This window comes from Mariniflexile sp., assembly GCF_052728615.1.
In genome coordinates this window covers 165,774-190,840 of sequence record NZ_JBFVFE010000002.1, presented here as the reverse complement: position 1 = coordinate 190,840, position 25,067 = coordinate 165,774, and the positions used below count along the sequence as shown (strand labels likewise).

Sequence of the window (25,067 nt, the reverse complement as noted above, 5' to 3'; positions counted from 1 at the left end):
TTTTAAAACCTGACAGGTCTGGAACACATGAGATTATTAAACTGCTGACAATTAGTTATATAACATTTATTTTTCAAATTTTGTCATGTACTTATCTTTTAGATAATAAATAATAGCGAGAATCAACGTGCCATAGCCACTGGTGACCAAAACAAAACTACTGCTCCAAAGTGCCTTGTTTATGGGAAAAACCATATGAAACAAATAACCTGAAACCAATAACCCAAAAGCAGCAAGAAACAAAAATTTTATGTGGGAGGGTCCGTCCAAAAGTTTACCTATCAAAATTCCAATAATACAAGTAACAATAGCGGGCAGTGTACTGATGAGACCTTCAGGATCATAATCTGGTTGATGCAAGTGTTTCCCAAGGATATTCAAATCTATATAATTTGCCCAATTATTAGGGGCTCTATCAAAAGTGGGCGACATCCCACTTGGTAATGGTACAAAGCCCAAAAACAACCAATAACCCGCTAAAATAAAGACAGAAATACCAAGGAGACTTTTCCAATTGCAATTTAAATATAAGATGGCTGCAATAAAAAACACCATACCAATTCTTCGAAGAACTCCCGGAAACCGTAAAGTTTCCAAATCAGAAACAAATGGCATATAGGGCAAAAACAAATTGAGAAACAGCCCTAAACCAATAAGTTTTAAACTTCTAATAGCTATTTTTTTATAAGTAGTTTGTGAACCCGTTTTGTTTTTATAAGCGAAATAAATGGAAATACCCACAATGAACAAAAAGAACGGAAACACTAAATCGGTAGGTGTCAATCCGTGCCATTCCGCATGTAATAACGGGGCATACATCACTCCATGAACCAGGGGTATTAACAAGAATCATGGCTGCTATGGTAAAGCCACGTAAAATATCTACAGATTCTATTCTCTTAATCATTAAAAACTTTCAATACTTTTTTTCAGCCTTCATTTATGCCCAAAAAACGCATAATATAAAATGATGTTGTAACATGGAAATAAAATATAATACCTTTTGTCCGCTTTAGAAGAAGCTATTGTAGTATGCATTTTTTTAGCTTTCTGAATCCTCGTTTGTGTTTAAAATGCGCTCTTTGGTTTGTTTCAAATAATTTCTTCCTATGGGTATTCTTCTATTGGCTATTTCAATGGTGTTACCTTCAATAGCGGAAATCTTATTGATTGAGATAGTGTATGACCGATGCACCCTTAAAAAATTGGACAACGGTAATTCTTCTGTTATGGCAGTCAAGGATTTATGAACCACATAATCGCCAATTTTCGTAATAACTTTTATATAATCTTTAAGGCTTTCAACATACAGAATATCGTTCAAATTCACTTTCAACAACTTTTTATCTACTTTTAAAAATATATGGGGTTCTTGTTGTAAACCAGTATCTCCAGCAGCGGAATTGCTATATAATTGCTGATAGACTTTGTTGACAGTTTTTAAAAATCTATCGAACGGAATGGGTTTTACCAAATAATCCAATAAGTTTAGCTCAAAACTTTTTACTGCATATTCCCTATAAGCCGTTGTAATTATTATTAAAGGTTTGGAATTCAGATTTTCGATAAAAGAAAACCCCGTCATTTGTGGCATATTGATATCCAAAAAAATAACATCTACCTTTTCCTTCTCTAAAGTAGCATAGGCTTTTAACGGATTGTTAAACGTGCCAACAACCTCAAAAGGGTCAAAACTCTTTAAATGATTTTCAATGACACTAATAGCTAATTGTTCATCATCTATTATAACGCATTTTATTTTCATCTGCTTCTGTTTTTATGTAATAATATGGTATTCTTATTAAAAGCAATCAGTAATATTAAACTTTAATCAATTTCGCTTATTTGTGCGGGTATTTTTAAAAACAGGTTGTATGTATCCTCTTCTATATGGGTTTGAAGCACAAAATTGTTTGCAAACAACAACTTCAAACGTCTTTCGGTATTCATAATTCCAATGCCTTGTTTGGTTTCTTGATTTGTATTTGGGTTAAAACTGTTGGAAAGTCTAAATTCCAAATAATTATCCTTTGACACTTCAAAGCTCATATTAATTTTAACTGTGTCGTTTTCCTTCAAACCATGTTTAAAACAATTCTCAACAAAGTTTAAAAACATTAAAGGCGGCACCACCACATCTTCAATGTTTCCGGTAATATCCATTTCCAGATCAATTCTATCTTTAAATCGAATCTGTTCAATATCTATATAGTTATTTAAATGATTGATTTCTTCAAGCAAACTGGCTTTAGAACTCTTTACTTCATATAAAACGTATTGCATTAAATCGGATAATTTAATGACCAACTTTGGTGCTTCATCAGATTTTGTCAACGTTAAAGCGTATAGGTTATTTAAGGTATTGAAAAAGAAATGAGGCTGTATTTGGGTTCGTAAAAATTTCAATTCGGTACTTAATTGCAGTTTCGCCAAATCTTCATTTCGTTTAAGCTCAATAGGCCAATCTATCAATAATTTAATGGCAGTTACAAACCCAAGAACGTATAGCTCCCCTAAAACTACCGCTATGATATGGTTGGTTTCAAGAAACTTGCCGGCTTCTTCGGCTTCTGGCCATATCTCTTTAGTTACCAACAGGTAATTTAGCCCCGTTCTAACCAAATACACTAAAATGAGCATTAAAACTATGGAAGCTATGTATTTTTGGAATTTCTTTCTTAAAATAAATTTAGGTATCAAATAATACACATTAATGTACACGACGATAATATGGATTGGGAACTCTACTAAATTTGATTTTAACGAATACCAGTAATCATCAAAATAACTGCCCCATCTCACCACATTGAAAGTAAAATATCCCAACCAAAACAAAACATGGTATTCTATGGGTATGGTTTGACGTGTATTTTTACTGAATAGATAAATAGCTTCTTTTTTAAGTTGAAAATTTTAATAATATACCATGGGATATGAAGCAATTTTAGGAATATAATATCAAAATAACAATTATATTGTTGATTCTTTATTTGCCAAAGTCACTTATCGCCCATTTATTGTTGTCTATGGGCAAAATCATGTCGTTTGGATATTTTTTTTCAAAACTAATTTTTTAATAAATAATATTGATTCAAATATTTAACTAAATAACTCAAATTATGAAACAAACTTTAAGAACACTGTTTTTGTTTTCTTTTTTATTATTAACTGTACAAATATGTTTTGCACAGCAAAAAGAGATAACAGGTACAGTAACCTCTAAAACCGACGGCATACCAGTTGCAGGGGTGAATGTATTGGTTCAAGGTACTACCAAAGGAGCCCAAACAGATTTTGACGGGAAATACTCGTTAACAGCTTCTGTTGGCGAAGTATTGAATTTTTCATACATTGGAATGTCTTCAGAACAAGTAACCGTAGGAGCTTCCAATGTTATTAACGTACAATTATCTGAGGATGCAGAAGCACTTAATGAAGTGGTTGTAACGGCATTGGGGATTAAAAAGGAAAGAAAAACACTTACCTATGCAGCACAAGATGTGAATGGCGAGGATTTAACCCGAGTAAAACAAACCAACCCTATTAATAGTTTGTCTGGAAAATCGGCTGGTTTAACTATTACCAGAAGCTCATCGGGTGTAGGTGGTGCTACTAAAGTTGTTTTAAGAGGAAACTCTTCCACCACCAATAACGACCCACTGTATGTTATTGACGGTATCCCGATGCTTAACAGCGGAAATGGACAAAACGGGGAAGAACCAGGAACCAGTATTTTTGGTAGCCAAACCGGAAACAGGGATGGTGGAGACATTACATCGCTTATCAATCCAGATGATGTTGAAAGTATGACGGTACTTAAAGGTGCCTCTGCAGCTGCTTTATATGGTAGCCAAGGTGCGAATGGGGTTATCTTGATCACTACAAAAAGCGGTAAAGAGGGCGTGCTTAAAGTAAATTTTAATTCAACTTTTACTGTTGATAATGTTATGTCATTACCAAAACTTCAAACGGAATACCAATCGTTATCGGTAGGGCAACCTGTAACAGAAAATGGTAGAGTAACAAACCCAAAATCTTGGGGCGCAAAAGCGAGTGGCTTGACCAATACGGTTGATGATTTTTTTAACACCGGTTACACCTCAACACAGTCCATCTCATTAAGTTCTGGCACAAAAAAGGCACAAACCTATTTTTCGTTCGCCAATACCTCTGCAAACGGTGTGATGCCAGAAAACAGATTGAACAGAAACGTTTTAAACTTACGCGAAACAGCTGCTTTTCTTAATAATAAAATGGAAGTATCTGCAAACATTAGTTTGTCTGACCAAAGAATTTGGAACAGACCAACCAACGGATTATACTCCAATCCATTAACAGGTTTATACTTAAACCCTGTTGGAATTGATTTGAATACTTATAAGAATAAGTTTGAATATTTTAATACGGCGACCAATATGATGGACCAATATGCAACGTCTTTTGATGAAAACATCCAACAAAACCCATATTGGCTAATAAACCGCAACCGCAGTAAGGATATTGCCCAAAGAGTATTGGCTAGCGTAAGTGCTAAATATCAAATTACTGATAATTTATCATTGCAATCGCGTGGTAGTTTGGATAAATCATTCTTCACATTCGATAAAAGATTGTACGCCGGTAGCGATTTAACTTTTGCTCCAAACACAGGAAGATACATTCTTGAAAAAACAGAAAACACGCAACAATATTTAGACTTGATTGCTAACTATTCAAAAGATTTCTCTGAAGACTTAGAATTTGGATTGACCTTAGGAACGAGTCTTACTAAATATTCAACAGGTGACCAAATCCTTTTGGATTCCGGTCAAGAAGGTTTAAGATTCCCTAACGAATTTACCATTGCCAATTTTGAATCTTCAAACGGCATTGCCCAAAAAGTATCCAACCGTGAGGTCCAATCTGTTTTTGGTGCTGCCAACATAGGTTATAAAGGCATGTTATATCTAGATGTTACAGGAAGAAGCGATTGGTCTTCCACATTGGTTAACACAGCATCCAGTTCATTCTTTTATCCATCGGTTGGTTTAACAGGTGTTTTATCTGAAATGTTCAAGATGCCAGCATCCGTTTCATTCTCTAAAGTACGCGCTTCTTATGCTGAAGTAGGTAAAGACATTCCAGCTTATGCAACCATTCCTTTAAGAACCATCGGCACTACAGGTTCTGGTGGCAACATAGGTTCTGCCAATCAAGCTACGTTTGCACCAAGAGAAGGTGAAACTTTAAAACCTGAAAGACAAAAATCGTTTGAGGTAGGTACGGAATGGCGTTTTCTTGGAAACCGGTTAGGTATAGACTTGACCTACTATAGTTCAACCACCGAAAATCAAATATTCTTTATAGCGGCACAACCTAACATTCAAGGCTATGTTCAAAACATTGTAAATGCTGGTGAAATTTCCAATAAAGGAATCGAACTCGTGCTAAACGGAAAACCTATTGTAAATGACAACTTCAAATGGAACTCCATAGTAAACTTCGCTTCCAACAAAAACAAAGTTGTATCAGTACACCCATCGCTTGATAACGGCGAAGCTATTTTAACGGCACCTGGTGTTAATGGGTACGGCTATTCTTTAGTTGAAGGTGAAGATTTTGGTAGTATCAGAGGGCGTTCCATTAAAAGAAGTGCCAATGGTTTACCTCTTGTAACTGATGATGGTTCGGGAAATTTTACTATTGAAACCACCGATTTTGAAACCATTGCACAGGCACAACCTGATTTTACTTTAGGATGGAGCAATACATTTGACTATAAAAACTTCTCTTTCAATTTCTTAATTGATGGGAAATTTGGAGGTGATGTTGTAAGTGTTACCGAGGCTATTAACGATTTTTATGGGGTATCCCAAGCCTCAGCCGATGCAAGAAATGCTAATAACGGCATGATAAATGTAATTACCACCGGTGGAACCGCGGCGCAAATGACCGCACAGGATTACTACACCAAAACGGGTGGTAGAGCCGGTTTATTAGGAGAATATGTGTATGATGCTACCAATGTTAGTTTAAGAGAACTTTCCATAGCTTACACCCTTCCTAACGCTAGTAAATTCTTTGAATCTGTTAGGTTATCATTAATTGCCAATAACCTGTTCTTCATCTATAAAGATGCACCCTTCGACCCGAATATTGCAGCAAGTACCGGTATTGGATTACAAGGTGTTGATATCTATGGGCAACCATCTACAAAAAGTATAGGATTAAACATAAACGTAAATTTCTAAGAAAATGAAAAATATATTAAAATACTTTCTAATTGCTCTTGTAACAGTTAGCTTAGTGAATTGTACTGGTGACTTTGAAGCCATCAATACCAATCCGCACGGTATTACTGATGAGAGTCTTACCCAAATGAACAATAACGTGGGCAATGAATATGGCCCCATGTTTTTAAATGTGTTCAATGTAACACCCGCATGGAATTACCAATTGCAACAAAACCTTATGGGTGATGTGTTTTCAGGTTACATGACCCCACCAACACCATTTGCAGGGAACGTAAATAACATGACGTATGCCCTGGTGAACGGGTGGAACGGTTTCCCTTGGTCTGATGCCTACGGAAACATAATGCCACAAGCATTAAACGTAAAAAATGCAGTAGAATTGGGTGGTGATCCTACCGGAATTAAATTTGTTTATTTAGCAAACATTATTAAGGTTACCGCTATGCACCGGGTGTCTGATATTTATGGGCCCATTCGATATACTAAGTTTAACGATTTTGCTACCACAGGAGAGTACGACCCACAAGATGTAGCCTACCAAGCTTTTTTTGATGACTTAGGAGCTGCCATAGACGGGTTGGAACCTTTTGTAAGCGACGTTCAATTTGCACCATTCGATATGTCTGCATTTGCAGGTGACATTGCTAAATGGAGAAAATTTGCAAACAGTTTAAGATTGCGATTGGCCATTCGCGTTTCTAAAATAAATCCAACATTGGCCAAGACACAAGGAGAATTGGCTTTAGCAAACAATGCCGGTTTATTGGTAGCTGAAAACATGGTTATTAACACGGGCTTTCCGCACCCTATTTCAGTTATTAGTGGCTCTTGGGGCGATATTAGAATGGGTGCCGAAATGGAATCTATTTTAACCGGATATAATGATGGCAGGATCGAAACTTATTTTAACCCTTCTGCAAATCCTGCCTTAGCTGGCAATTATAAAGGCATTAGAATGGGAATCGATATTAGCGCCAAAGGCCAATATTTAGACCATTCATCAATTGGCAGTGTTATCGACGGGCAAACCATAACTTGGATGACTTCTGCCGAGGTATTATTCCTAAAAGCCGAAGCTGCTTTAAGAGGTTGGGCCGGGGCTGGTGTTGCAAAAACAAATTATGATGCTGGTGTTACCGCTTCATTCGCCCAACACGGCGTTTCTGGTGTTGCCACCTATTTAGCTGATAATACGAGTGTCCCTGCCAATTTTGTGGATGCTTTAAATGCTGTTAATAACATTCCTTATGCCAGTACCGTAAAAATAGCTTATAATGCGGCAGGTACCAATGAAGAACAATTGGAACAAATCATTACCCAAAAATGGATTGCTATGTTCCCCGATGGCCAAGAAGCATGGAGTGAATTTAGACGTACAGGATATCCAAGATTGTTCCCCGTTGTTGTAAACAATAGCGGCGGCACTATAAATACCAATACACAAATTAGAAGAATAAATTTTGTTGAAAACGAAATTAACACCAATGGCGCCAATGTAACCGCAGCTGTGGGTTACTTAGGTGGACCGGACACTGGTGGCACCCGTTTGTGGTGGGATAAAACAGGCCCGAATTTTTAAGAACAATAGTTTTTTCATATTATTCAGTTTAGTTGACAAAACAAGCGGAAAGTAGTTGTTCCGCTTGTTTTTAATAAAGAATTCAAATAAAAGCATATTATGAGCGTAGATGTTTCGAACTACACGGATATAAGTTATAAAGAGCCTGGAAAATTCGAAGAAACACGTTATGAAAAAATACATAATGTGATTGTAGATTCTTCAAACGAAGGTTCCTTAATTGTCGCAAGAGAAATAGCCGACTTAATTAAAAGAAAACAACAAGCCAATAAAAATTGCATACTGGGGTTAGCCACAGGATCTTCACCCATAAAAGTTTACGAAGAACTTGTTAGAATGCATAAAGAGGAAGGATTAAGCTTCTCCAATGTGGTCTCATTTAATTTGGATGAATATTATCCCATGGATAAAAGCAATATCCAGAGCTACTATTATTTCATGCACGAACATTTGTTCAACCATGTAGATATTTTACCAGAAAACGTTAACATTCCAGACGGTACCATAAGTACCGAAGATCTATACCAATATTGCATAGATTATGAAATGAAAATTAAATCACTTGGTGGTCTTGATTTTCAGCTATTGGGTATTGGAAGAACCGGCCATATCGGGTTTAACGAACCTGGTTCCCATTTTAATTCGGGCACAAGAAGTATCACACTCGATCATATCACACGTGCAGATGCTGCCCCCTCTTTTTTGGGAATCGGCAACGTACCCAGAAAGGCCATAACCATGGGCGTTGGCACCGTTAGAAGTGCGAAACGTATTGTGTTGATGGGATGGGGAATAAACAAAGCAGAAATTTTAAAGGAAACCATTGAGGGAGAAATTACCCCACAAGTTCCAGCAACCTACTTGCAAGAGCACAACAATACCACGTTTGTTTTAGATCAAGGTGCTTCATCGGAATTAACACGGATAAAAACACCATGGATTGTCACTTCGTGTGTGTGGACCAACACTTTAAAATTAAAAGCGGTAGTGTGGTTAAGTGAATTAACCGGGAAACCCTTCCTGAAATTAACTGACAAGGACTATAATAATAATGGCATGTCCGGTTTATTAACAGAAGAAGGTTCGGCCTACCATTTAAACATAAAAATGTTTAATACCTTACAACATACCATTACCGGATGGCCCGGAGGAAAACCGAATGCCGACGATACCAACAGGCCCGAGCGTGCCAATATCCCTAAAAAAAGGGTTATCATTTTCAGCCCGCATCCTGATGACGATGTAATCTCTATGGGCGGTACTTTTGAGAGGTTGGTAGAACAAGGGCACGACGTTCATATTGCATACCAAACTTCGGGAAATATTGCGGTTTCTGATGAAGAAGCTTTAAAATTTGCCGAAATATCCAAATCCCTGAGTCCAGATTGTAAAGAAGCTGATGCAGTAATTGAAACCTTAAATAAAAAAACTGGGAATGATGTTGATTCACAGGAAGTACGGAAATTAAAAGCATTGATTCGTAGAAGTGAATCGCTGGCGGCCACCAGATATTTAGGTTTAAATGATGAAAATGTCCATTTTTTGGATTTGCCTTTTTACGAAACAGGCACTATCAAAAAGAACAACTTATCTCAAGATGATATAGATATGATGTGCAGCATCATTGCCCATATAAAACCCCATCAAATTTATGCTGCGGGCGATTTGGCAGATCCACACGGAACGCATAAAGTATGTTTAGATGCCTTATTTGAATCCTTGGAAAAACTAAAACACAACAGCTATATGGACGATTGTTGGGTTTGGTTATACCGTGGCGCCTGGCACGAATGGGAATCTTACGAAATTGAAATGGCGGTGCCTATGAGTCCGGACCAAGTGCTAAAAAAACGCCATGCTATTTTTTACCACCAGTCGCAAAAAGATGGGGTGATGTTTCAAGGCGATGATTCTAGGGAATTTTGGGTACGTGTAGAAGATAGAAACCGATTGACCGCCAAAAAGTATAATGATTTAGGATTGGCAGATTATGCTGCCATCGAAGCTTTTAAAAGATACCATTTTTAACCATGGGGAAATATATATTTTTGATTCTATTTTTTGTTGTTTTTAGCAGTCGGTCGCAAAACGATTTGATGCTGAAATATAATTTAATGCCGTGGCCCAAAGAAATTAGTGAAAACAATGCCAAGGTTTTAATAAATAGCAACATCACGGTTTCCGTTATTGGTGCAGACCAAGGGCGCGTTCACAATGCCGCTGTTAATTTTATAAGACGACTTACCGATAGAACGGGGATTTTTATTAATGAAGGTTTTCCTATTAAAACGGGCAAAGGAACCATTGAAATTTCATTTGAAACCATTTCAAAACTATCCATTAACGACGATGAATCCTATACTTTAAATGTAAACAACGAAACTATTCAACTGCATGCAAAAACGGATGTGGGTGCATTAAGGGGTTTGGAAACCCTATTGCAGTTAACAACCAATAATGAATCCAACTACTATTTTCCGGGCGTTACCATAACCGATGCCCCAAGATTTGTTTGGAGAGGCCTTATGATAGATGTGGCGCGCCATTTTGAGCCGGTAGATGTTTTAAAGCGAAATTTAAGGGCCATGGCTTCGGTTAAAATGAATGTGTTCCATTGGCATTTAATAGATGATCAGGGTTTTAGAGTAGAATCAAAAGTATATCCAAAATTACACGAATTGACTTCAGATGGCTTGTTTTATACCCAAGAACAGATAAAAGACGTCGTTGCTTATGCTTCCAATTTAGGAATCCGTGTGGTACCGGAATTTGATGTTCCCGGGCATGCAACCGCTATTTTAACAGCGTATCCAGAATTGGGAAGTAAGGATAATTACACCTATACTACTGAACGGTTTTCGGGTGTTTTTGATCCCACGTTAAACCCCATAAAAGACAGTACCTATACTTTTTTGGAAAACCTCTTCACCGAAATGACCCCTTTATTTCCAGACGACTATTTTCATATTGGAGGCGATGAAAATGCGGGCAAACATTGGGGTGAAAACAAAGATATTCAAGCATTTAAAAAAGCAAATAAGTTAAAAACCAATCATGATCTGCAAACTTATTTCAATATTAAATTAGAAAAAATCCTCAATAAATTGGGTAAAAAATTGATGGGTTGGGATGAAATTATGACGCCAAATATGCCCAAAACCGCATTGGTCCATTCATGGCGCGGGGAAAACGAAGGGCTGTCTAAAGGTGGCACGTTAATTAGTGCAGCAAAAGCAGGTTACAAAACGGTGCTATCCAATGGTTTTTATATTGACAGGATGCAGCCGGTAGCCTATCATTACGGTATCGAACCTATTGGAGATGTGAAATTAACAGATACAGAGCGTGCTAACATTTTAGGTGGGGAAGCGACTATGTGGAGTGAATTGGTTACACCGCTTACCATAGATTCTAGAATATGGCCCAGAACCGCTGCCATTGCAGAACGTTTATGGTCCAAACAAGAAGTAAATGATGTGGAGAACATGAAGCGTCGTTTAAAAGACGTGAGCTATAAATTGGAAGAACTAGGATTAACCCATATTAAAAATAGGGATGTTATTTTTAGAATGATGACCAATAACCAAAACATTTCGGCTTTAATCGATTTATCGAAAATATGTGAACCCTTAAAAATATATCAACGAAACCAAGATGGCACCGAATATAAAACCTATTCGCCATTTACATTATTTGCTGATGCGTGTACTGCGGATGCCGAAGATGCGGATTCATTTAATAACAGCGTTTCAAATTATCTAAAAAACCAAAACAATCAGGACTATGGAGTTATCATGGAAATGCTTGAAAAATGGTCAAAAAACCATGATTTATTTCAAAAAATAGATATGAACCCCAAGTTAAAACCTTTAGAACCTCTATCTAATAACCTATCAAAAACCTCCGAATTATTACTGGCTGCATTCAAAAACAAATCTATCACGCCAAATAATTTAAAGATTTTAAAAACAACTTCGGATGCCTTAAAACTGCCTTATCAAGATGTGGAATTGGCAATTGTTGAATCATTGGAAAAATTATTTAATTACTTGGAGCAGAATTATTTGACACCTTAATTTTTAATAAATTTCAAATAAATCAGGATCTAGTCTATTACTGCATTAAAATTATTGGAAAATCAAATAACATGCTAAGAACTCATTTAAACAGCAATATCCCATTCCACAAAAAAGGGATAACCTTTTAACAGGAAATCCCTTTTAAAATTCTTTTAATGCTTACCTAAACCAACTTAAATTTAAGAACTAGGGGGCCGCCTCCTAAAACCCTTATCGTCAAACTCGCTTCTATCATAGAATCCATCGTTATAATCCATATCGTCATCGGAATAATGAGCTTCTTTGTTGCCCAAACCTTCATGATAATTTCTTATTTCCTCCCTCACAATTTCCCGGATTCTATTTTCATCTAGCTTATGGTCTGGCTTCCTGCTTATGGAATCGGTGGGTTTTTTAACATAGGAATCGAGTACCTGGGTTTCATAATCGCGCGGAATGTTATCCCCTTTTCTATACCGCTTGGTTTCGGAAAATGTACGATGGTCAATCCTATCGGTATATACATAATTGGAATCGTCATTCAAATCGACCAGCCCGATGGGAATGATGATATGGTTTTCTCCGTCCTTATTAACAAATTCCTTCACGTCATCGTTAATAGGGCGTCCATAAGGATCGTGTTTCGCATCAATAATGCTCGTATCCACTTCTACGTCTAGATATACCACACGTTGTGCCTCTTTGTTAACCAGTAAGTTATCCACCTTACCAATAACTCGATTATCAATGTCTTTTACATCCCATCCTCTTACGTCTGGGTATCCATCCGATATTTTGTAATCGGAAAGCTCGCTCATATAATAAAGGTGTTTTCTGTTTTCTGCCATGATCTTAGTTTTATGGGTTCATTGAATTCAATACGTCCTTAGCCCTCATAAAAAATTCTCGCAGATTTTTATGCTGCTTCTCCAAAGGTGTCGTATTGTTTAATTTATTGGAGATTTCCCTTAACTGCGATACATTCGTTTTAAGGTCTGGAAAATTTTTGGTTTGAATGGCTTGGATCACCGAGGTTACATCATCACTCACCGATTTTAAATTTTTTGAAATATTCAAATCTTTCGTTACCGACATCCCGTTATCTGCATAACTCTTCAAATTTGTCAATGCATTTGAAGATTCCAGATTGTTTTGATCTGCTTTCAGAACAACCGTGTGGATAAGCTTGTGCATTGCAGACTTGGTGTATGCGGAATCTTTACCTATTCGAGCCGAATCTTTTACCGCTTCATCAAATTCCATCATCGAACTGTTGTAGTTGGAATCAAGATTTGTGTCATCATAATTGGCAGTGCCGTTTTCATCAAGGGTATTTGTTCCATCTATGTTCTCGATATTAACGTTCTCTTCATAGGTATTGTCTTCAGAAGTTTTATATACAACATACGCAATAACTACTGCAATAGCAAGCACGAGTAAAACCCAAGGCCACACAGGTGATTTCTTTTCAATTTTTATCTCTGCCATAATTGGTTTGTTTTAAGTTAATATTATTTTGCAAACCCTAAACTTATAGGTTCTGCTAGGTAAAACTAATTTTTAACCATGGATTGTATTAGCTCAATTAATATTTTTTTTAACCTAAATAAGAATAAAGGTCAAATGAATTCCCAAACGGGCAAATTAAATTTTAATAGCATTATTGCTTTAAAGGCAATAATTTTTATGTATAGAGCATGTACATAAAATACGGTTATATTAATTTTAGGAATATGTTAACACGGATTTCCAACATAGCATCCGTCCCCGAAATTGAATTGGCCCTAAATGCCAAGTTTGATCATAATTTTTTGTATGCGCCCAAAGCGGTAATAAATGGCTTGAAAGAGTCTTCTATGGCCATCATTACCACAAACGCGCCCCGTAGAATCCAGTTTGGTATTTGGGGCATCTTACCTGAAAATTATGAAGATTCGTGGAAACCTTTTCAGGCCACCTACAATTCCCTAAACACAGAAAAGGAAACTTTAAAACATTCGCTCTGGTTAAGGGATGCCCTGTTGCATAGAAGATGTTTGGTAATTGCTACCGGGTTTTTTATATCTATTTTAAACAATCACTCTTTGTACCCTTATTATGTTTCCGCGAAACATCAAAACATTTTCTGCTTTGCGGGCATTTATAACATATTGGCAGATGGGTTTATCACTTTTAGCATTTTAACACATACAGCTACCCATACAGAAAACAGTATGGAGACTTCAATCCCCGCAATTATTAAAGAGGAACACTATTCCGGATTTTTGGGGAAAGACTTTTCATTTGACACTTTGATGAGCAAGGAACTGGAGGTAGATGAAACCGATTTAATAACCTATCAAGTTTCCAAGGAAGTTTTCAAAAACAAAAAACATTCTTTGGATGTGCTGTTACCACAATTTAATCCATGCTATTAGTGCCGGTTTTTATTTGAAATTCTTTTTGTACTGATTTGGCAAGATCCCGAAACGCTCAAAAAATATTTCGGTAAAGTAGCTTCTGCTGCTATATCCCACTTTATATACAACCTCCGAAACCGTTAGGTTGGAATTCATCAAATAATTATGAGCCGCTTGCAGCTTTATTTCCTTGGTGTAATTATTGACTGTTTTTTGGTACAAAAACTTAAAGCCAATTTGCAATCTGGCTTGTGTGAGTTGTACCATGGCAGCCAACTTACCAACAGATAGATTTTCGTGTATGTGCTCTTGAATCATCTCTGCGGCTTTCTGTATCTTCACAATATCCTCCTTACTCAATGATTCCGGAAGCTTTTTGTTTTCGGCAAAATTTTCATGCTCTGCCAATTGAAGTGCCAAAATAATATTAACGCATCCTTCAATTATCAATGAGCGTACCATTCCTTTATGGTCGCAATAATTAAGTTGCCGAACGTAATCTGCAATTTTTAAATTAAAGTTTCCAAAATGATGATAGATTTGCGAGGTATCCTTGGTAAGGAAAATCCTTTTAATATCGGGCTGCAACAGCTCTACATAATGCCCATTTTCTGCAAATAAAAATCTGGGCAAATTTGAATAATGTTCAACCGTATCAAATTACCTGCTTTCATTTTATAGGTAGTGGGCGTATCTAATTTATACCGCACTATAACATTCTGATAACTCTCTATCAGTATTTCTTTGGACTTATCCGTTTTGAAAGACATTTTACCGGAAGTAAGAAATAAAAAATCGATTGGAACCGGATCCTTAAATAAAATTTGCACGGTAGTATCTTGTGAAAAATTAACGTCATAACTTAAAAGCGACATGCCATAATCAAAAGATACCACCCGGATTTTGCCTTTTCCGAATTCGTTGTTAAATGAGATTAAGTTTTCCCCATAATTACTTTTTAAATCACCCTTGAAAAAAATGGCCAGCTTTTTAGCGGTTTCCTGCCCTATGGCGTGGTCAATATAAATTTCCTTATTCAAGTCGGCGTTTTGTATTAGTATAAATTAATAGGTGCGATGGGCATTAAGGGTTCACAAAGGAATTACAAACCCCCAACTTTGTTTATCGATTTTGAAGTTTTACTTAACGTTTTTGAATTATGGAATTTTGATAATGTGCTAAAACCTGCCCATTTATGGGACACACAGTATTTTTGGGGATTTTCCACGCACAATTTTGTTTTTCCAATTTACCATTTACATCACAAAAAAGCGTACCTTCATTAAAATTACACCCATGAAATTGCTCCATGTACATTCCCTTCCCTTAAAAGATGTGATCATTGATCTTGCAGCCTTGTTTAAGGTTGATTACACACGGAATTGTGGTGAGTATTCCGTAAAAATACCTTCAACATGGGGAACTGGGAGCATAAAAGGGATTAATTTTCAAGGCGGTTTAGGTTTGCTTATCTATGATTGTAATTTTAATACCGATGTTGAAATCCATTTTACCGTCAACGACATCCATCCGCTAAAATTCCTTTATTGTTTGCAAGGTAAAATATCACACCATTTTGAAAACCATACCGACGAACACCCTCTTTCTAATTACCAGAATATTATAGTTGCCAGTAAAGGTAATGACGGGCATGTTTTGAAGTTCCATAAGAACGAACAAACCGAAATTTATAGTCTGGAAATAAACAGAAAGCTGTTCAAATCTAAAATGGCATGCGAATTAGGGAAAGCAAAACCAAATTTACAAGAAATATTCAATGATGATCTAGGCGATAAATCGTTTTATTACAATGGCCTGTACAGCTTAAACTTGGCAGAAATATTTGAGGAGATGAAAAACACCAATTTTGACCATTTGATTGGTAAAATTTTTTCGGAGTCCCAATCCTTTCGTATGCTTACGCAGCAGCTCATTCAGTTTGATGACGATTCCAACGAGGATGCAGACCGCATAATTCTTAGAAAAGCAGAGGTATCTGCCATTCTGGAAGCTGTGGAAATTTTTAAGGCCGAGTTGGATATGTTAGGCTCCATAAGCTCCATCGCCAATCGGGTGGGCTTAAGTGGGAACAAATTCCAAAATGGTTTTAAAACACTGTACGGAAAAACGGCCAATGAGTACATCCAGTTTTTAAAATTAAGCCTTGCAAAAGATTTGCTTGTAAATACCCACGATAGCATTCAAGAGATCAAATATAAAATTGGTTTTAACAGCCATAGTTATTTTTCGCAGTTGTTTAAAAAAATGTACGGCGTAAATCCATCAATTTATAGACAGAATTATTTGGAAAATAAAAAAATGAACAGAAGTCAAAAGGACTATAAGTGATTTTTGCGCAATTTTTGTTGGTAGGTTTTAGGCGAACATTTAAAGCGTTTCTTAAAAATACGGCAGAAATAGCTTCTACTGTTAAGCCCTACGGAATACACAATTTCTGAAACGTTCAAATTAGTGGTCTGCAGCATGTCGATGGCTTTCTCTAAACGCACATTCCTTATAAAAATGGCAACGGTACAGCGATGCATATTTTTAAACCCAGATTGAAGCTTGGTAACAGACAAACCCGTTGATCTGCACAAATCCCTAATGGTATATTGGCATTCGGGGTTTTCCTTTATCACTTGGGTAAGGCGCTCCAGTTGTTTTATCTCATTGCTCCGGAAAAAATTCGCTTTTAAATCTGTATGTTCACTTAAATTTTCTTCCTTTAATTTTAATCCCAAAATAATGTTGCAATAGCCGGCAGCAATCAACTTGTTTTCTGCCTCAGTTTTGTCCAAACGGCACAACTTACTTGCCAGTTCGCACAGTATCAGGTTTGGCATGGCACTACTTATGGCATTTTTTTCACCCCCGATGGAAACAGTGTCAAAAAGCCTGGATAATTTAGTGTTATTAAATTCCAAATGAGATCGTGCTATCTTGATCAAGGTAAAATGGTACCTTTTTTTTGCCTCAAAAACAAATGATAAACGAACAGAACCCGAATATGGAATCAATACACTTGAAAATGGAGAAATTACATTTAAACTATCATGATGGGTTAATGACACATAGGCATCATCAACCATATTGATACAGACAAACAAACAGGTTTCCATTTTAGAATTGAAATCCAAATTGAATCTGTGGGTGCAATTTAAACGACACTCATATATTTCAATTCTGTTGTTCAAGGCTAACTTGGCAATAGTTCCATCATAGAGTTGGTCATTAAACATGTAACCATCGGGAATCCCAAAACCACATAAATTATTCATAATGAATATTTTTATTGTTTTCTTAAATTCTGGTCAGCAAACAAATATGCGAAATTCCAATAAAAACAATTATCGTTTTACCCTAAAATAATATCGTTATCAATTTTATTTTAAGAAGAAGTGAATGCTGGCTACAGCGGGTGCACGACAAATTTCCCTAGGAACTGGAATGATGGCCTGCAAGGTTTCGTGTTATCGGACGAATTCCAAATATAAAATTTCTTGAAATTTTATATTAAAAATTGTTTAGTTTGCATAGTGTGCTTTAACCAAGGCCTCAACAGGTTTGTTTTGCGGTGTAAACCTGCTATCGTTTGCTCCTCCGGCTTCTTTGTGGTTGTGGAACCATTTCCATAAAAACCCACCGGCAAACCAATCTTCATTCCAAAACTCTTCAAAAAGTACTTGCATGGCGTTTGTTTGCGCTTCCAAATTGACCGCATTCATGTTTCGGTCGCTTTTCCAAGGTTCTTTTCCTGCAAAATCAACACTTCTGTAGCCATACTCGGTAAACAAAATAGGTTTTTTGTAAGTTTCAGAGAACGCTTTAATATGGGGTTTATAATGTAACCATCCGTTTCTGCACGCTTCAACAGTAGGTGTTTTTTCATCGCTCACAGGAAAATAGGCATCAATACCAATATAATCCAACTGCTCCCAAAAAGGCGTTCTATCGTATTCATTCCAATTGGCGGCATAGGTTAATTTGCCTTTATATACCTTTTTGATTTCAACAATGAGCTGCTTCCAATATTCAGGACGGTTATCAATAAAACCTTCCAACTCGGTGCCAATACAAAAAATATCGGCATGTAGCTCTTGCGCCAATTGGGCATACAATACTATAAAATTTGTATACGAATTTTCCAAAACCTTCCAATCCGCTTCCGAAGCCATTTTTATACCGCCCGTAAAATTACCTCTGCTGACCCAAATTTGAGGTTTTATCATAATCTTTATATGGTGTTGTTTCAAACTTTCAACATACTGCTTTACCCCCACTTTTGTTTCACCAAACCATTGTCTGTCTGTGTTAAACATAATTTCCGGATGATTTAATTCCCTAATAAACCCAAAGGGCATAAGGGCAGCGTAATTAGCATGGATATTCAATAGGGGCTTAATATGCGAGCTGTTTATGGTATCTCTCGATGCCACAAAACTTACACCATGTATCTTTTCTGTTTTATGGGTGGCCATGGCGCAAGAGCACAAAAGAAAAAACAAAGCCGTTTTAAAAATAATCTTCATAGCTCATATTTAATCTTTAAATTTAAACAATTTAAACAAATCTTTTAAGGTTTTAGCATAACCTTCGACCTAATTAAGAACCACAACAACATTTATGGAACATATTGTTATTATTGGCAACGGTATTTCGGGCGCTACGGCGGCAAGACATATTCGAAAACTTTCAGATACTGAAACTAGTTCAGCACAAGCTAAAAAAATCACCATGGTTTCTGCGGAAACCGATTATTTTTTCTCCCGTACCGCCTTGATGTATGTGTACATGGGACATTTGAAGTTTGAGCATACCCAACCTTATGAAAATTGGTTTTGGGAGAAAAGCAACATCGAACTTAAAAAAGGTTTTGTAAAGCGTATTGATACCGAATCGAAAACACTTCATTTTGAAGATGGCGATTGTTTAAAATACGACAAACTCATCATAGCCACTGGCAGCAAACCCAATAAATTTGGATGGCCTGGGCAAGATTTAAAAGGTGTTATGGGCATGTACCACAAACAAGATCTGGAAAATCTGGAACGCCATGCGCCTAACAATAAAGTCTGCAAACGCGCCGTAATTGTTGGCGGAGGCTTAATTGGCATTGAACTTGCCGAAATGTTGAGCTCCAGAAATATTCCTGTTACCTTTTTAGTTCGGGAAGCTAGTTTTTGGAATGGGGTGTTGCCCGATGGCGAAAGCTACATGATCAATCGCCATATTAAAAACCACCACATCGATTTACGTCTATCTATCAATTTAAAGGAAATTAAATCGGATGGACATGGCAAAGTAACGTCTGTTATTATTGAAGAAACTGGCGAAGAAATACCATGTGATGTAGTTGGATTGACCGCTGGTGTTACTCCAAACATCGATTTTATTAAAGATTCCACTATTGAAACCGGCAAAGGCGTTAAAGTGGACCGGTTTTTAGAAACCAATATTAAGGATGTTTATGCCATTGGCGATTGTGCCGAACAACATAATGCGATAGACCAACGCCCATCCATTGAAGCCGTTTGGTACACGGGCAGAATGATGGGCGAAACCGTAGCGCAAACCATTTGCGGAAACAAAATGCCATACAAACCTGGGCATTGGTTTAACTCTGCCAAGTTTTTGGATATTGAATACCAAACCTATGGTTGGGTATTTGCAAAACCAAGAGAACACGAAGCACATTTTCATTGGAAACACCATGATGATACCAAATGTATTACCGTTTGTTTCAATAAAACAACCAATGAATTTTTAGGCATCAACACGTTTGGCATCCGAATGAAACACGAAACATTTGATAGGTGGCTCACTGAAAAACGCGATGTAGATTATGTATTGGAACATTTACCTGAAGCCAATTTTGACCCAGAGTTTTACAAGCGATACGAAAAAAATATTTTGGTAACTTACACGAATAAATTAAAATTAGCATAATCCAGACCTCACAGGTTTTAAAAACCTCACAGGTTTTAAAAACCTGTGAGGTCTTAAATATATACAGATGAAATACGAACCATTAACAGAAGATTCTTATTATCACTTTTATAATTGTGGCAACAATAAAGAGAATTTATTTATTGATGATGAGAACTATTCTTATTTTCTAAAATTGACTAAAAAATATCTTTTGGATTCTTGTGATATTCTATCATATTGTCTATTAAAAAATCATTTTCATCTACTGATAAGAACCAAGCCAAATATTGAAACCAAAATAATTTCTCAGTCATTTTCAAATCTATTTAATGCCCATTCAAAAGCTATTAATAAAAAATATGGAAGAAGTGGCAGTTTATTCAAAGATCGATTTTCAAGAATTAAAGTTGACAATGAAGATTATTTAAAATCATTGATTATCTACATCCATACAAACCCAGTTCATCATAATTTTACCGACAATTTCAAAACCTATGCACATTCATCTTACAAAGCATTTATTTCCGATAGCCAAAGGTTATTACAAAGAGATTTTGTGATTAAATTATTTGAGGACAAAGAGAATTTCAGGTTTGTACACAACAGTAAACAAACCCATATTTTAGAAAATTTATTATTAGAATAAAAGATAATCCAGACCTCACAGTTTTTAAAACCTGTGAGGTGGGGTGTAAAATTTGAAGTATTTAAAATTTAAAATTTCGTTCTCTTTTTTATCTTCAATAATGAATTTAAAAATGACTTAAAGCCTTTATTTTACTAACTTTTTAGGTTTTAAACACCGAAAAAGTTTAAAAAACAGACCGAACGATTTTTTTATGAATACGCACAAATTTGACACCCCACCTGTGAGGTCTTAAAAAACATAAACTAAATGAATCACAAAAGCATGTCGTTAGCAAAACCAGAAGCCAACAGCTTATCCATTAAACAAAAGATAGCGGTTGCTTTAGGCGTTATGGGACTTCTTATTTTTGCATTGGCAATTTTCAACACTAATTTCCCCAACAAAACCCTGTTCCTTTCACTTTCCATTGGATTGATTGCCTTAGGAACTATATTGTTTGCGAACGATGCTTATTCAAAAAAACTTGAAGGCATCAAAAATGATGGGGTTTGGTTTAAATCGTTGTCATCAAGAGGCATTTTAGGCTGGATAACGGGTGTTTTGCTCACTAGTTTTTACATTGTGCTCTATTTCTTTCCAGAGTATTTAGGGCTCACAGGAAATGGAGAGCCCAACACGGGCTTAATTTCTTTATTCGACCCCTTGAGTTATTTACTTAGCGGAAACCCAGCAACCCAATGGTTTGTTTATGGTACGCTATATACTTTAGCTATTTTGGTGTTTGGTTATAAATTCATGCTGAAATATGGGCATAATCGATACGAACAGTTACGTACCGCATCCGTCATGTTTTTTCAACTGGGGCTTGCTTTTCTTATTCCGGAATTTATGTCGCGGCTAAACACGAGTCCCGACTACAATTTACCGTATTACGACCTAAAGAGCATCTGGCCATTAAACTATTATTTGTTTGACAGCTGGTCTGTAAACGGTTTATTGTCATCGGGCACACTTGGGTTAATGATGCTTATTTTTGGCGTACTTTCAATTTTTGTCATCTCTCCAATCCTTACTTACAAATATGGAAAACGTTGGTATTGCTCATGGGTTTGTGGTTGTGGTGCCTTGGCTGAAACCGCGGGCGATTCCTTTAGGCATCTCAGCAACAAAAAACTATCGGCCTGGAAACTGGAACGGTGGTTGATCCATTCGGTTTTGGTGTTTTCAGTCATCATGACAACCGCTGTAATTTACTCGTATTTAGGAAGCGACCCTAATAAATTTTGGCTAACCCGAAGCACATTCTTATGGGGCGTTGGTATATTGCTGACCCTTGTTTTTGCAACAGTGATGATTTTTAAAAGACAGGAACTTGCCAAAGACGCACGGTATGGTGCCATAGGCTATTTTGTAGTGATTGCTGCGTTATTCGCCATGCATTATACAGGTACCAGCGACAAAATATTTTTAATAAAATCCAGCAGTTTACGTGCGGCTTATGGCTTGTATATCGGTTCCATTTTCTCGGGTGTTATTGGCACGGGCTTCTATCCCATTTTTGGCAACCGGGTTTGGTGCCGGTTTGGATGTCCTTTTGCCGCCATATTAGGGTTACAACAACGTATGTTCTCTAAGTTTAGGATTACCACCAATGGCGGCCAATGTATTTCGTGTGGCAACTGCTCTACGTATTGCGAAATGGGCATCGATGTGCGCGCCTACGCCCAAAAAGGCGAAAATATAGTACGCTCCAGCTGTGTGGGTTGCGGTATCTGTGCTGCGGTTTGCCCCCGTGGTGTTTTAAAATTGGAAAATGATGGCATGAAAGATCGCATCAATTCCAACGAAATTCTATTGGGAAATGATGTGGACTTAATGGACTTGCTGAACAACAAATAATTTAACAAAATCTTAATGTTTTGTTAAATAATTAACTAAAACTATTGTATTTTTGCGACTTAAAGTTGATACTTAATGCCTAATATAAAAGTCATTATTCCTGCGTATAACGAAGCTGAATCTATTGTAAAAGTTATAAATGACATTCCCAAGATTGTAAATGAAATAATCGTGGTAAACAATAATTCAACCGATGGTACCGAGGAACATGCTAAAAAAGCAGGTGCCACCGTATTAACGGAAAAAAATAGAGGCTATGGTAATGCTTGCCTAAAAGGTTTGGATTACATTGCCAACCAAAAAAATAAACCAAATATTATTGTGTTTTTAGACGGCGATTATAGCGATTTTCCGGAAGAACTAACTAAACTAACTGCCCCCATTATCGAAAATGATATTGATTTTGTTATTGGGGCCCGCATAAAAAATTTACGGGAACCGGGATCTATGACAACCCCTCAAATTTTTGGTAATTGGCTAGCAACCAATTTAATGAAACTCTTTTTTGGTGCTACATTTACCGATCTTGGTCCGTTTAGAGCCATAAAATATAATAAGTTATTGATGCTTAATATGGTTGATAAAACCTACGGTTGGACTGTGGAAATGCAGCTAAAAGCTTTAAAACAAAAGTTAACATATACAGAAATACCTGTAAACTACCGAAACAGAATAGGCATCTCAAAAGTTTCAGGAACCATAAAAGGTAGTATATTTGCAGGCGTAAAAATCTTAAGTTGGATTTTTAAATACAGTATTAAAAAATGATTCTAGAAACCACCATTATCATCATTTACACTATTTCCCTTTTGCTTATTTTCATGTATGCATTGGCGCAATTAAATTTATTGATGAATTACCTAGCTTCTAAAAAAGTTAAGGATAATTCCCCAACTTTCGATTTTTCAAAACCAGAGGAAATTCCTTATGTAACCATACAACTTCCTGTATATAACGAAATGTACGTGATGGAACGTTTGCTGGATAACATTGCAAAAATGGACTATCCAAACAACAAACTGGAAATTCAAGTATTGGACGATTCCACAGATGAAACGGTTGAGACCACACGTGCACATGTGGAAGCTTTAAAAGCTACAGGACTGGATATTAAACACATCACCAGAACCGATAGAACCGGTTTTAAGGCGGGCGCGCTTAAAGAAGGTTTGAAAATAGCCAAAGGTGAATTCATTGCTATTTTTGACTCCGATTTTTTACCGGAACCCGATTGGTTAAAACGGACCGTTCCTTATTTTAAGGATGAAAATATTGGCGTGGTACAGACCCGTTGGGGGCATTTAAACCGCAACTATTCCATACTTACAAAAATACAGGCCTTTGCCCTTGATGCGCATTTTACTTTGGAACAAGTTGGCAGAAACAGTAAAGGACACTTTATCAACTTTAACGGGACTGCGGGGCTTTGGAGAAAAACCTGCATTATCGATGCCGGCAATTGGGAAGGCGATACGCTTACCGAAGATTTGGATTTAAGCTACCGTGCCCAATTAAAAAACTGGAAATTCAAATACCTAGAAAATGTTGAAACCCCTGCCGAATTGCCAATAGTCATCAGCGCAGCACGTTCGCAACAATTTAGATGGAACAAAGGAGGCGCGGAGAATTTCAGGAAAATGTTATGGCGCGTTTTAAAAAGCGAAAACATTTCATCAAAAACCAAGTTACATGGTTTGTTGCATTTATTAAATAGCACCATGTTTTTAAATGTGCTTATAGTGGCAGTCCTTAGCATCCCTATGCTATACATTAAAAATGAGTACACCCACTTAAAACCTTATTTTTATGTGATGAGTTTCTTTGTGGTAAGCTCTATCATATTCTTCATTTGCTATTGGTTTATGTATAAAAATATGTATGGCAGTGGCTTTAAAAACTTCATCCGTTATATAGGCATGTTTTTTGTGTTTTTCTCAATAGCCATGGGCTTTTCACTACATAATTCCATTGCGGTATTAGAAGGGCATTGGGGCAAGAAAAGCGAATTTGTACGCACACCGAAATTCAATATCAGTTCCTTAAAAGAAGGCTGGAAAAAGAATAAATACATCAAAAAAACAGTATCAATACACGTTATTTTCGAAGGGTTGCTTATGGCCTATTTCGCTTTTGGTATGTACAGCGCCTTTATAGTAGGAGACCAAGGGGGCGATTTCGGACTGTTCCCGTTTCACCTGATGCTGTTCTTAGGCTTTGGTTATGTGTTTTTTAAATCGTTGGCTTCAAAAGTTTAACATTCCTGCGTAGGCAGGAATCTATTACGTAATATAAAGTCCAGTTGAAATGTTTTTATTTGTGCGTTACCCTACGGGTCGCGCTTTTATTCGTGAGATTACATTTTAAATTAATGAACTCATG

The 25,067-nt window shown here is 36.7% G+C and carries 20 protein-coding genes; 11 read left to right on the top strand and 9 right to left on the bottom strand.

The window, feature by feature from the left end; genetic code table 11:
- Nucleotides 1-66: 66 nt before the first annotated feature.
- The 3 genes from ACU1LP_RS02095 to ACU1LP_RS02085 form a co-directional block, all read right to left on the bottom strand.
- On the bottom strand, nucleotides 67-819 hold the full coding sequence (locus tag ACU1LP_RS02095; RefSeq protein WP_445735081.1) for an acyltransferase family protein: 753 nt from the start codon (nucleotides 817-819) through the stop codon (nucleotides 67-69).
- Nucleotides 820-1,042: 223 nt separating this feature from the next.
- A complete protein-coding gene (locus ACU1LP_RS02090) occupies nucleotides 1,043-1,765 on the bottom strand; it encodes a LytR/AlgR family response regulator transcription factor (protein ID WP_445735430.1) in 723 nt (240 codons plus the stop codon).
- Nucleotides 1,766-1,827: 62 nt separating this feature from the next.
- Complete coding sequence (locus ACU1LP_RS02085; protein ID WP_445735429.1) at nucleotides 1,828-2,826, bottom strand: sensor histidine kinase; 999 nt, start codon at nucleotides 2,824-2,826, stop codon at nucleotides 1,828-1,830.
- Nucleotides 2,827-3,119: 293 nt separating this feature from the next.
- Here ACU1LP_RS02085 and ACU1LP_RS02080 point away from each other — a divergent pair, with 293 nt between their 5' ends.
- The 4 genes from ACU1LP_RS02080 (at nucleotide 3,120) to ACU1LP_RS02065 (ending at nucleotide 11,888) form a co-directional block, all read left to right on the top strand.
- Nucleotides 3,120-6,230, top strand: coding sequence for a SusC/RagA family TonB-linked outer membrane protein (locus ACU1LP_RS02080; protein WP_445735428.1), 3,111 nt, complete (start codon nucleotides 3,120-3,122; stop codon nucleotides 6,228-6,230).
- Nucleotides 6,231-6,234: 4 nt separating this feature from the next.
- Nucleotides 6,235-7,812 carry a RagB/SusD family nutrient uptake outer membrane protein gene (locus tag ACU1LP_RS02075; protein WP_445731361.1) on the top strand — a complete coding sequence of 526 codons (1,578 nt, stop codon included), beginning with the start codon at nucleotides 6,235-6,237 and terminating at the stop codon, nucleotides 7,810-7,812.
- A gap of 99 nt (nucleotides 7,813-7,911) precedes the next feature.
- Nucleotides 7,912-9,840, top strand: coding sequence for a glucosamine-6-phosphate deaminase (gene nagB, locus ACU1LP_RS02070; RefSeq protein ID WP_445735427.1), 1,929 nt, complete (start codon nucleotides 7,912-7,914; stop codon nucleotides 9,838-9,840).
- A gap of 68 nt (nucleotides 9,841-9,908) precedes the next feature.
- Nucleotides 9,909-11,888, top strand: coding sequence for a beta-N-acetylhexosaminidase (locus ACU1LP_RS02065; RefSeq protein ID WP_445735426.1), 1,980 nt, complete (start codon nucleotides 9,909-9,911; stop codon nucleotides 11,886-11,888).
- Between the two features lie 182 nt (nucleotides 11,889-12,070).
- On the opposite strand, the gene ACU1LP_RS02060 is transcribed toward ACU1LP_RS02065, so the two are convergent.
- Nucleotides 12,071-12,718 (bottom strand): PRC-barrel domain-containing protein, encoded by a 648-nt coding sequence (locus ACU1LP_RS02060; RefSeq protein WP_445735425.1) that lies wholly within the window; start codon nucleotides 12,716-12,718, stop codon nucleotides 12,071-12,073.
- Between the two features lie 10 nt (nucleotides 12,719-12,728).
- On the bottom strand, nucleotides 12,729-13,358 hold the full coding sequence (locus ACU1LP_RS02055; protein WP_445735424.1) for a hypothetical protein: 630 nt from the start codon (nucleotides 13,356-13,358) through the stop codon (nucleotides 12,729-12,731).
- A 209-nt stretch (nucleotides 13,359-13,567) separates the two neighbouring features.
- Here ACU1LP_RS02055 and ACU1LP_RS02050 point away from each other — a divergent pair, with 209 nt between their 5' ends.
- Nucleotides 13,568-14,287: an SOS response-associated peptidase family protein gene (locus tag ACU1LP_RS02050; protein ID WP_445735423.1), complete on the top strand. Its 720-nt coding sequence runs from the start codon at nucleotides 13,568-13,570 to the stop codon at nucleotides 14,285-14,287.
- 9 nt (nucleotides 14,288-14,296) lie between these two features.
- Here the strand turns inward: ACU1LP_RS02050 and ACU1LP_RS02045 are convergent, their stop codons facing one another.
- Complete coding sequence (locus tag ACU1LP_RS02045) at nucleotides 14,297-14,902, bottom strand: helix-turn-helix domain-containing protein (RefSeq protein WP_445735422.1); 606 nt, start codon at nucleotides 14,900-14,902, stop codon at nucleotides 14,297-14,299.
- Nucleotides 14,863-15,309 (bottom strand): hypothetical protein, encoded by a 447-nt coding sequence (locus ACU1LP_RS02040; protein ID WP_445735421.1) that lies wholly within the window; start codon nucleotides 15,307-15,309, stop codon nucleotides 14,863-14,865. The genes ACU1LP_RS02045 and ACU1LP_RS02040 overlap by 40 nt, the downstream gene beginning before the upstream one ends.
- A gap of 256 nt (nucleotides 15,310-15,565) precedes the next feature.
- Between ACU1LP_RS02040 and ACU1LP_RS02035 the strand changes: the two genes are divergently transcribed.
- A complete protein-coding gene (locus ACU1LP_RS02035) occupies nucleotides 15,566-16,618 on the top strand; it encodes a helix-turn-helix domain-containing protein (protein ID WP_445735420.1) in 1,053 nt (350 codons plus the stop codon).
- On the opposite strand, the gene ACU1LP_RS02030 is transcribed toward ACU1LP_RS02035, so the two are convergent.
- Both ACU1LP_RS02030 and ACU1LP_RS02025 read right to left on the bottom strand, forming a co-directional pair.
- Nucleotides 16,609-17,550, bottom strand: a complete 942-nt coding sequence (locus ACU1LP_RS02030; RefSeq protein ID WP_445734542.1) for a helix-turn-helix domain-containing protein — start codon at nucleotides 17,548-17,550, stop codon at nucleotides 16,609-16,611. The two genes, ACU1LP_RS02035 and ACU1LP_RS02030, sit on opposite strands and share 10 nt — an antisense overlap.
- 246 nt (nucleotides 17,551-17,796) lie before the next feature.
- On the bottom strand, nucleotides 17,797-18,801 hold the full coding sequence (locus tag ACU1LP_RS02025; RefSeq protein ID WP_445734543.1) for a glycoside hydrolase family 113: 1,005 nt from the start codon (nucleotides 18,799-18,801) through the stop codon (nucleotides 17,797-17,799).
- A 94-nt stretch (nucleotides 18,802-18,895) separates the two neighbouring features.
- Here ACU1LP_RS02025 and ACU1LP_RS02020 point away from each other — a divergent pair, with 94 nt between their 5' ends.
- From ACU1LP_RS02020 to ACU1LP_RS02000, 5 genes are all read left to right on the top strand, one after another.
- Entirely contained in the window at nucleotides 18,896-20,218 is a 1,323-nt protein-coding gene (locus ACU1LP_RS02020) for an NAD(P)/FAD-dependent oxidoreductase (RefSeq protein WP_445735419.1), read from the top strand.
- 67 nt (nucleotides 20,219-20,285) lie between these two features.
- Entirely contained in the window at nucleotides 20,286-20,846 is a 561-nt protein-coding gene (locus ACU1LP_RS02015; RefSeq protein WP_445734544.1) for a transposase, read from the top strand.
- 249 nt (nucleotides 20,847-21,095) lie between these two features.
- Nucleotides 21,096-22,688 carry a 4Fe-4S binding protein gene (locus tag ACU1LP_RS02010; RefSeq protein WP_445735418.1) on the top strand — a complete coding sequence of 531 codons (1,593 nt, stop codon included), beginning with the start codon at nucleotides 21,096-21,098 and terminating at the stop codon, nucleotides 22,686-22,688.
- 75 nt (nucleotides 22,689-22,763) lie between these two features.
- Nucleotides 22,764-23,456 carry a glycosyltransferase family 2 protein gene (locus ACU1LP_RS02005; protein ID WP_445734883.1) on the top strand — a complete coding sequence of 231 codons (693 nt, stop codon included), beginning with the start codon at nucleotides 22,764-22,766 and terminating at the stop codon, nucleotides 23,454-23,456.
- The gene (locus ACU1LP_RS02000) at nucleotides 23,453-24,943 is read left to right on the top strand and encodes a cellulose synthase family protein (RefSeq protein WP_445731204.1); all 1,491 of its coding nucleotides are present in this window, start codon (nucleotides 23,453-23,455) and stop codon (nucleotides 24,941-24,943) included. The genes ACU1LP_RS02005 and ACU1LP_RS02000 overlap by 4 nt, the downstream gene beginning before the upstream one ends.
- Nucleotides 24,944-25,067: the final 124 nt, after the last annotated feature.

Bases quoted from the DNA above. Each gene is read 5' to 3' on its own strand.
- ACU1LP_RS02095 (WP_445735081.1), bottom strand. From the start codon at position 819: ATGTATGCCCCGTTATTACATGCGGAATGGCACGGATTGACACCTACC.
- ACU1LP_RS02090 (WP_445735430.1), bottom strand. From the start codon at position 1,765: ATGAAAATAAAATGCGTTATAATAGATGATGAACAATTAGCTATTAGT.
- ACU1LP_RS02080 (WP_445735428.1), top strand. From the start codon at position 3,120: ATGAAACAAACTTTAAGAACACTGTTTTTGTTTTCTTTTTTATTATTA.
- ACU1LP_RS02075 (WP_445731361.1), top strand. From the start codon at position 6,235: ATGAAAAATATATTAAAATACTTTCTAATTGCTCTTGTAACAGTTAGC.
- nagB (WP_445735427.1), top strand. From the start codon at position 7,912: ATGAGCGTAGATGTTTCGAACTACACGGATATAAGTTATAAAGAGCCT.
- ACU1LP_RS02065 (WP_445735426.1), top strand. From the start codon at position 9,909: ATGCTGAAATATAATTTAATGCCGTGGCCCAAAGAAATTAGTGAAAAC.
- ACU1LP_RS02060 (WP_445735425.1), bottom strand. From the start codon at position 12,718: ATGGCAGAAAACAGAAAACACCTTTATTATATGAGCGAGCTTTCCGAT.
- ACU1LP_RS02055 (WP_445735424.1), bottom strand. From the start codon at position 13,358: ATGGCAGAGATAAAAATTGAAAAGAAATCACCTGTGTGGCCTTGGGTT.
- ACU1LP_RS02050 (WP_445735423.1), top strand. From the start codon at position 13,568: ATGTACATAAAATACGGTTATATTAATTTTAGGAATATGTTAACACGG.
- ACU1LP_RS02035 (WP_445735420.1), top strand. From the start codon at position 15,566: ATGAAATTGCTCCATGTACATTCCCTTCCCTTAAAAGATGTGATCATT.
- ACU1LP_RS02030 (WP_445734542.1), bottom strand. From the start codon at position 17,550: ATGAATAATTTATGTGGTTTTGGGATTCCCGATGGTTACATGTTTAAT.
- ACU1LP_RS02025 (WP_445734543.1), bottom strand. From the start codon at position 18,801: ATGAAGATTATTTTTAAAACGGCTTTGTTTTTTCTTTTGTGCTCTTGC.
- ACU1LP_RS02020 (WP_445735419.1), top strand. From the start codon at position 18,896: ATGGAACATATTGTTATTATTGGCAACGGTATTTCGGGCGCTACGGCG.
- ACU1LP_RS02015 (WP_445734544.1), top strand. From the start codon at position 20,286: ATGAAATACGAACCATTAACAGAAGATTCTTATTATCACTTTTATAAT.
- ACU1LP_RS02010 (WP_445735418.1), top strand. From the start codon at position 21,096: ATGAATCACAAAAGCATGTCGTTAGCAAAACCAGAAGCCAACAGCTTA.
- ACU1LP_RS02005 (WP_445734883.1), top strand. From the start codon at position 22,764: ATGCCTAATATAAAAGTCATTATTCCTGCGTATAACGAAGCTGAATCT.
- ACU1LP_RS02000 (WP_445731204.1), top strand. From the start codon at position 23,453: ATGATTCTAGAAACCACCATTATCATCATTTACACTATTTCCCTTTTG.